The 7,947-nt window shown below is 34.7% G+C and carries 3 protein-coding genes; 1 reads left to right on the top strand and 2 read right to left on the bottom strand.

Translation table 11 applies throughout. The features are described from left to right. Positions 1-95 precede the first annotated feature (95 nt). Positions 96-6,170: an alpha-2-macroglobulin family protein gene (locus DFQ03_RS04825; RefSeq protein WP_133671910.1), complete on the bottom strand. Its 6,075-nt coding sequence runs from the start codon at positions 6,168-6,170 to the stop codon at positions 96-98. A 322-nt stretch (positions 6,171-6,492) separates the two neighbouring features. Between DFQ03_RS04825 and DFQ03_RS04830 the strand changes: the two genes are divergently transcribed. Continuing rightward, positions 6,493-6,606, top strand: a complete 114-nt coding sequence (locus DFQ03_RS04830; protein ID WP_394346254.1) for a hypothetical protein — start codon at positions 6,493-6,495, stop codon at positions 6,604-6,606. A gap of 218 nt (positions 6,607-6,824) precedes the next feature. Here DFQ03_RS04830 and DFQ03_RS04835 read toward each other — a convergent pair whose 3' ends face one another. Next, positions 6,825-7,778: a Fic family protein gene (locus DFQ03_RS04835; protein ID WP_133671990.1), complete on the bottom strand. Its 954-nt coding sequence runs from the start codon at positions 7,776-7,778 to the stop codon at positions 6,825-6,827. Positions 7,779-7,947 lie beyond the last annotated feature (169 nt).

Below are 7,947 nucleotides of genomic sequence, written 5' to 3' on the forward strand. Positions count from 1 at the left end.
AGCATTTTCGCGACGTGGCAATCTGTTTGTCATTAGTAAGTTAAGAGTTTTTAGTCAGCCCAAAAGCAGATTACTTCACTATGTTCGTAATTCCGTTAATTTTCTACCGTTACACGAACTCCTTCACTATGACTGCTAAACTCTGGTGCGTACATACTTTGTATGGTAGTAATTCCATTGCTGAAATCACCAGCATTATTTACACGTACATCATATTCAAATACATAAACTCCTTTTGGTAAATAATCAAAGAAGAAATTAGTGCTTGCATCTTTAGTGCTTTCATAGTACCCTAGGCCATCTTGCCACTTGTATCTTGAAATTACGTTTACGGGTTCAAACCCTGCTGCACGCATATCTTTCATGTGTAAAAATTCCATAGCTCGGTCTGATCTTAGCTCAATTCTTATCTTAACTAAGTCGCCCACTTTTAACGTAGTATTATCGGTCACTTCAGAAATCACTTCGCCAGAATCTGTATTCTTCTTCAAAAAGATTTTCTTTTTTAATTTTAGCGGAGTCTCGGCGCTTGTAATTTTATCTAAGTCCTCAAAATATTGCCAGTACAAAGCTCCCCAAGCAATTCCGTCACCCTTTTTTCTAATTTGTATTTCACCCATTTTTGGTTGAATCTCATTGGTGTTCCAAGAGGTTTTAAGGTAGCCGGTTCCTGCTTCAACCTTAACATCTTCTAATGTCGAAGTGTTAATTTTCTCTCCGCCAATTAAAACTTCAACTGCACCTGTAACCGATAACCACTCGCTACCTTGTAATAGTAAAGCGTACACTGCTTCAGTAGTTGCCTTTGTAGTGCTCCATTGATTGGTCTGCTTATTTTTTAGTAGCCATATTTTAAGGTTATCGACCGTCTCAATATCCGCAGGGCGAATTTCAGAGAAGGCTTCAATTAACAAAGCTTGGGTTTCTATAGGTGCTTGATACCAAAACCATGAGCTGGTATTACTTTTCCAGTACATTCCCAATTCCTCGCTAGTAATACTATTTTCTTCTAAAGCACGTAAAATTTTGGCAGATGTTTTTACATCATTTTTTCGGTGCAGAACCAAGGCTAACATTCCCTTTGCATACAAACCTCTTTTTTTCCAATATTTCTGTGCCTGTTTTATATAATAGGTAGTTATATCATCTACTTTCTCAGAAGTTTTAATATCCTTGAAAAAGCTACGCATGTATAAGTAATGAACCTGATTAGCACTTAGGTGGTCGTCATTTATATTAGATGCATGTTTCTTCATATACTCATACTCCTTCACAAACTCATCATCTAAATATGAAATTGCATTTTCAATCATTTCTGATTGAGAGTTGAACGAAGTTGACGAATTTTTGTTGCTGAGCGTAGCTGAAGTAACCAAATGATTCAAATGCCCCATACCCGCAATTATATGTTGGGTAATGTACCTGTTATCTGGACCACCATTAAACCAAGACCAAGCTCCGTTTGAATTCTGATTTTGAGCAAGCTTGTTTAAAGCTGATTGTTGTTCGTTTTTCATCTTGTTCAAATTGAACAACAATCCGATTCTTTTCTTTTGTTCGGTTTCTGATTGTGCATCACGTAACCAAGGTGTTTCTTGAATTAAAAGCGATTTTAGTTCTTCGTTTTTTTCAAGATTACTTAGTAATGCATCAGAATTCACCCATTGATCAAATACTTCACGAATTCTAGGGTTGCTATTAGCAATATAACTTGCTAAGGTATTTGCATAATACCTTGAGAATATCTGCTCGTTACAATCATATGGATACTCCATTAAATAGGGCAGTGCCTGTACCGCATACCAAGCAGGATTTGACGTCATCTCTAAAGTCAACTTATGATGGTTTAAAGTTGTCGAAGAAGAGCTCTTCAATTTATCAAGCGTGAATGTCTTGGTTTGGTTACTACGAACCCACATTGGTAGGGTTTCGGTAACCAAAGTTCTGTTAGACAATACGGGTAACATATTCTGTTCGCCATCAGAGAAATCACCTGCTTTTGCTATGATTCTATATTGAACGGTTTGTAACCCTTCAGGAATTTTTAGATTCCAAGAAACTTGGGTATTCCCCATAGAATCTACTTCAAATGATTTAGCTTCAACTATGTCAGTTGTTCCCATCAACTGTTTTGAAATATCGGTACCTGTTAATGCATCGGTCAATTCTAATTTTGCTTCACCAATTAGTGATTTTTCTGTTAGGTTGGCAATTTTTGTGCTTATAGTAATTTTATCACCTTCACGTAAAAACCTAGGTGCATTTGGTGTCACCATCAATTCTTTTTGAGTAACTGTTGTTAAGTTAGTGATGGTGCTTTCTAACTCTTTAGTATGTACCAAGAGTTGTAAATTCCAACGTGTTAATGCTTCGGGAGTGGTGAAATTGAAAGATACATTCCCTTCTTTATCCGTTTGTAATGTTGGAAAGAAAAAAGCAGTTTCCTGAAGATTTTTACGAATGCTAACCGTTCCAAAATCTTTTTTATTTTTTTCAGAATCTAATTCTTCAGATGTGATGCCTGAAACAGCTCCTGATAATTCGTTTTCCTTTTTTTTAATTGAAGAACCAACAGGTACCACTTCTTCTAAAAGAGCATCATCTGCCATCATTTCCATTGGTGCGGCAGATCTTGATAGTTTACGAGATTCATAAAAACCTTCAAACGTAAGAAAATTTAACCCGAACGAATTAAAAGAATCAAAGTTTAAACTTGGGTAGCTCAAGCCATCATAATCTGAAAAGGTAGAAAAGTTATTCGTTGAGAAACTATGATAAGCGTTAGTTCTGATTTGCGAATAGAAATTTGGTCTATATAGAGGATAAAAGCCCCATGAGTGCCCTCGAAATTGGTCTAAAGAAGCATCATACATGCTCGCCAATAATTCAGCAGTTACTTTTTCACCTTCTGGACCTTTAATTTTGAAAGACCAGGTTTCATCTATGCCAGGCGCTATTTTATCTCTAAACGTAGTGGTCTCTATTTGTAAATCGCTTGATGGATAGGGTACAAGAATGTTGTGGTTTTCCGATTTAAAATGATTGGCAAATGCATAGCTGTAGTTAATGGCGAATCCGCCCAGGTCATTTTCTGTAACCGGTACCGTTATTGTTTTCGAGTTGTTGTTTAGCTTAATGACCACGGTCTCCATAGTCTTTTTCTCTTTTTCAATCAAAACAGTAATATTCAAATCTTTGGCGGCAGATAGAAATGTTATTTGTGCCTTGTCACCAATTTCATATTGAGTTTTGTCCGTTTTTATTTGAAATAATTGATTGTCGGCTATTGTATTCTCGTTTCCTATTAACGTAATAATAGCAATATCTTTTACTTCTTGCCCAAATTTGTCTTTTGAGTTTAATTCAAATCTATATTTGCCAGATTCCCAATTCTTGATTTTACCTAAACTGATTTCTTTTGACTTTTGAGTATCAAAGTTAGATTGCCATACCATTTTACCTTTTTCCCAAAAGTCAGAATCGTCTTCGTTTTCAAAAGCATCGTGCGGATAGTGTTCCAAAAATTCATCTTTTGAAAAACCAGGATAGTCTGGTGTAGACCAAGGTCTTGGACGTAAAACGTTTGCTGGTGCCTTTAACTTGTATAATTTTATATCTCCTGTTGCCGCCATAAATTCACCGTTTAAATTTCTACTGGTGATATTGACGCTAGCATTTTTAAGGGTCTTGTCAATAGTCTCTAGCACTACTAGTTTCACGTTAAGTGCATGATAGCCCACGGCAACATTGGTTACCGTACTTCGTGTTTCTCCGTTTATATCGGTAACATCTGCAGAAACTTCATAGTTGAACGTAGGTAGGTTCTCTTCTGCAATACTGTTATCAGGTAGGGCTTTAAAAATAATTTCGTAATTGCCCAACGCATCCGTAACGGTTTCTCCTTGTACAATCTCTTGAGAAGAACCTTCAAAATACGGTCTGGTCCAATAATACCATCTTGGCACGCTTACCACTCGCTTTACACGGTAAACTACTTTGGCATCTGAAATAGCACTTCCTGCGTATGCCTTTGCATCACCTATAACTTTTATACTGTCATTGACTTTGTATGTTTCTGTTACAGGTTCAAAATTGGTTTCAAATTTTGGACGTTTGTATTCCTCTACGGAGATACTTGTATATCCGTTTAACCCATTTGCACTAGAAGATGCCCGAATAGAAAATTGACCCGTTAATCCTGAATTTGGCAGCATGAATTCACCTGAAATGGATCCGTAGTCATTAGATGTTAGCATGAGTTTCTCTATTTCTTGTCCGTTAGCATCAAAAAGTGCAACTTGAACTTGAGTGTTTTCTAAAACTTTAGAAACGCCATGCTCTTGGCTAATTGCTATACCTTTAAAATAAATAGGTTGCCCTGGTCTGTAGATACTTCTGTCGGTGAATAAAAAACATGAATAGTTGATTTGTTCTTTATTTTGAGAATAGCCTCTATTGATGTAGTATTCACCAAAGTAAGCCGTTTCCTTATCTTTTTTAATAGTTAATTCTATGTTGTTCCAACTTTCCTTACTTTTTTGGATAGTGATATTACCATTTTTATCGGTCGTAAATATTTTACGCTTTACGGGCGAATTATAGTTTTTTTGATAACTAAAAATAACCTCGGCATTGGTAATGGGCTTGCCGTTATTACGATCAAATACTTGGTAGAATTGCTGCGTATTAGTTTGCGTTTCACTAATTGCAAAATTGGTTACTTGTATGGTAGTAAAACTATATGAATATGATTTTTCGTCTTTGGATTCTGCTACAATTACGTAATTGCCATTCGCTAACTTTGGAACAGAAATCTCGGTACTGTGTTGTTGAAAATCTTTTTCCGTTTTTAAAGATGACGACCAAGTTTTAGCTAAAGGTAAATTTTTTAAGTAGGCTTGTTTTTTGGTGTCGTTATATAATTCTTTAAGTTCTTTTAATTGTTTTGGCGTTATATCATAAGCCTTTAAAGTCAGGTTTTCTATATTTTTATACCTAACTAATATTCTACTAAGCGTATTTGTAGGTATATGCTTTTCTGAGGTTAGGTAAATACGGCTCTCAAGAATTTCTGATTTTAGAGCTAAGCATCTCTGCGCACCTAAGCTTTCTGGAAATCGTGCAATAACATCATCACATAAAGAAAGGGCATCTTTTAACTTCCATTGGTGTTCTATATTCTCCGTAGGCGTATAGGTGAGTGCTAATTGTTGATATTGAAGGGCAATTTCATAGGAGTATAAACCTGAAAGGGCATTGTGCTTTATGTTTTCTGCGGAATTCTGTAAGACCTCAATAAACAGGTTATCTTTATTGGTGAACGTTGCATTTTTATGAATAAAACGTAGTCGCTCAATATCTACCAAAACTAAGGAACTCATATCTGGGTCGCCAAAATGAAATGCTACTAGCTGTTGGTAGATTCCCAATGCTCTTGATTGTAATGATAGGTTTTCGCTACTTCCAAAATTCAGAAAACTTGAAGTGTAGGCTTCGCATAAAATGGCTTCATTGGCAATCTCAAAAGTATCTTTGGGTTTGTTGATGCTATTTTCAGTGGTCGTGTAAAATTGTAAAGCTGTATGCGCAAGAATGTCAAATAACGTAGGCCTGTACTTTCGATTTTCTTCTTTTTTAAATAAAATTTCATCAAAATCTGAAATAGGAAGTTGCTGTGTTATGCTTGCATTTTCTAGAGATGAGGTAAATTGATAGTCTATTTCTTTAAATAACGTATCTAGATCCCAAGTTCTAAAATCTGCTGAGTCAATCTTAACATCGGTTTTAGTTCTATTGTTGAAACGATATCTATTTTGTTGATAGTACTGCCAATATAAGTTCGCTAAATGGCTATGTAGAATGCTCTTGGTTATAGTATCCGCTGATGATATTTCAAATTTGAACTCATTGACAATATTTAATTTAGCGTTTTCCTCAAGAGTTATAATGAAATGAGATTTATATAGAAGAGCCTTTATAATCTGTACCTTATTTTTTTCTCCTTTTGCCTTTTTGAATATGGCTTCCGTTTGCTTTAATGCAGATTTGGTAAGGTTTTTATCTTCAAAATTTTCCACCTGTTTCCAAAGTTGGTCATAAGAATTGTTCTTTTGGGCATTACCAAATTGTGAAAACATGAATACGATTAAAATTAGATATAGCTTTTTCATCATTATAAAATTACAATACAAAACTGTGCCAAGTTCATTTTATATGCAATGATTAATGAGTGAAACGTACTTTTCGATTAGCTAGATAAGGTTGTTAAAAAATTAAAACAAGAATCTCTTTCGCATTTTTTCTTTCAATGCTAAAGTCTTTTTTAGTGAAAATATTTCATAGTAAAAGCGCACAGAAGAAGAATTTCAGCGTCACCTAATACCAGGCGGAATGTTTTCGTAACATCGCCCGGGTGGAAAGCCCACAGGAACGCTATATGAAGGCAAGCGACAGAGTGCGGTAGAGCCCGTTTTCGGTACGTTGACCCAGTTCATGGGAATGAGGAAGGTGAACACCATTGGGCTCGAACAGGCCAATAAGGTCATGTATTTATCGGCGATCGCCTATAACCTGAAGACCTGCCTGCCGGCAGGCAGGAGTACCTGAAGTTCGAACAAAAAAGTTCCAAAAGTGGGGCAGGGAAGCTCGGCTTACTATTATTCGTAAAAATCATGGGTCATTACCTGAAAAGCACTTCTGCGGCGCACCGAAAATTAACGTTCAGCTTTTAACATGGTATTAAAAAAGCCCCTTGAAGAGGCTTATATCAATCATATTTATTTCTGATCAATGGCTTGTGCAACGGTTACCGGTGTTGTGCCCAGTTAATTTAGTCGATACATTGTTTTATTTTTTTCTCCTATTTTTTCAAATAAACCTAGTTCAGTTCCTTTTTTCAAATCTCTACTAGCTGTTGCAGAAGAAATATCCTTAAAAATATCCATATAATCTTTTCTTGTAAATTCGGTTTTATTTAAGGAAACATAATATTCTAATCGGTCTTTTTCACTTAAGGTTCTGTTATTGAAATCTAATAATTGACTTATTGAAATGTCAATTACGTTTAGCATATATTCAATAAACTTAGTTGATTTTCCTGATTTATCACTTTCAGCCAAGGCTTTATAATATTTTTCTTGGTCGTTGCTAATTAACGTTTCAAAGGGTAGAAACTCAAAGATTGGATATTTTTCCATTAAAATTAAAGTTTGCCATAATCTTCCCATTCTACCATTTCCATCCAAAAATGGATGTATGAATTCCATTTCGTAATGGAAAACACAACTTTTAATTAATTCAATTTCATCAGATTTTTTCAAATATTCAAAAAGGTCTTTCATTAAGTATGGCACATTTCCAAAAGGTGGTGCTAAATGTTCAACTTTTGAGCCTTTTACAATTCCGACACTTTGAATTCTATATTTTCCAGAATTTTCAATTAAACCTTCCATTAAGTTTTGATGTGCTTTCAAAAAGGATTTTTCATTTGAAGGACTATAATCTTCTAAGTTTTCATAGATTTTAATTGCATTTAAAACTTCTAGAACATCTTTTTTAGGACCAATAACTCTTTTGTTTTCAAGAAGCGCTGTAATTTGTTCTTCTGTAAGCGTATTTCCTTCTATTTTTAAGGAAGAATGAATAGTTTTAATTCTATTTTGTTTTCTAAGTTTCGGCGAAGGTTTATTTAATAAATTAGCATTTACTTCTCCTATTTTCTCTGAAATAGAAGTTATTAATTTTAAAATAACAGATGTTATTTCGTAATGTGGTTTCATTTTTGATACTATCATTTGATACTATCAAAGATATAATCATTTAATCTAAACTATCTTATGAAACGGAATTTTAAATGTTCGTTAATATACATGGTTTACAAAAGTTATAGATTATGGTTTACACTAAATTAGTTTCTAACCTCACTGATTGTTCTTTTTTTCTAAATAC

Source organism: Maribacter caenipelagi (assembly GCF_004364175.1).
In the GTDB taxonomy this organism is placed as follows: domain Bacteria; phylum Bacteroidota; class Bacteroidia; order Flavobacteriales; family Flavobacteriaceae; genus Maribacter; species Maribacter caenipelagi.

Excerpts from the sequence above, each read along its gene's own strand:
- DFQ03_RS04830 (WP_394346254.1), top strand. The coding sequence starts at position 6,493 with ATGGGAATGAGGAAGGTGAACACCATTGGGCTCGAACAGGCCAATAAG.
- DFQ03_RS04825 (WP_133671910.1), bottom strand. The coding sequence starts at position 6,170 with ATGAAAAAGCTATATCTAATTTTAATCGTATTCATGTTTTCACAATTT.
- DFQ03_RS04835 (WP_133671990.1), bottom strand. The coding sequence starts at position 7,778 with ATGAAACCACATTACGAAATAACATCTGTTATTTTAAAATTAATAACT.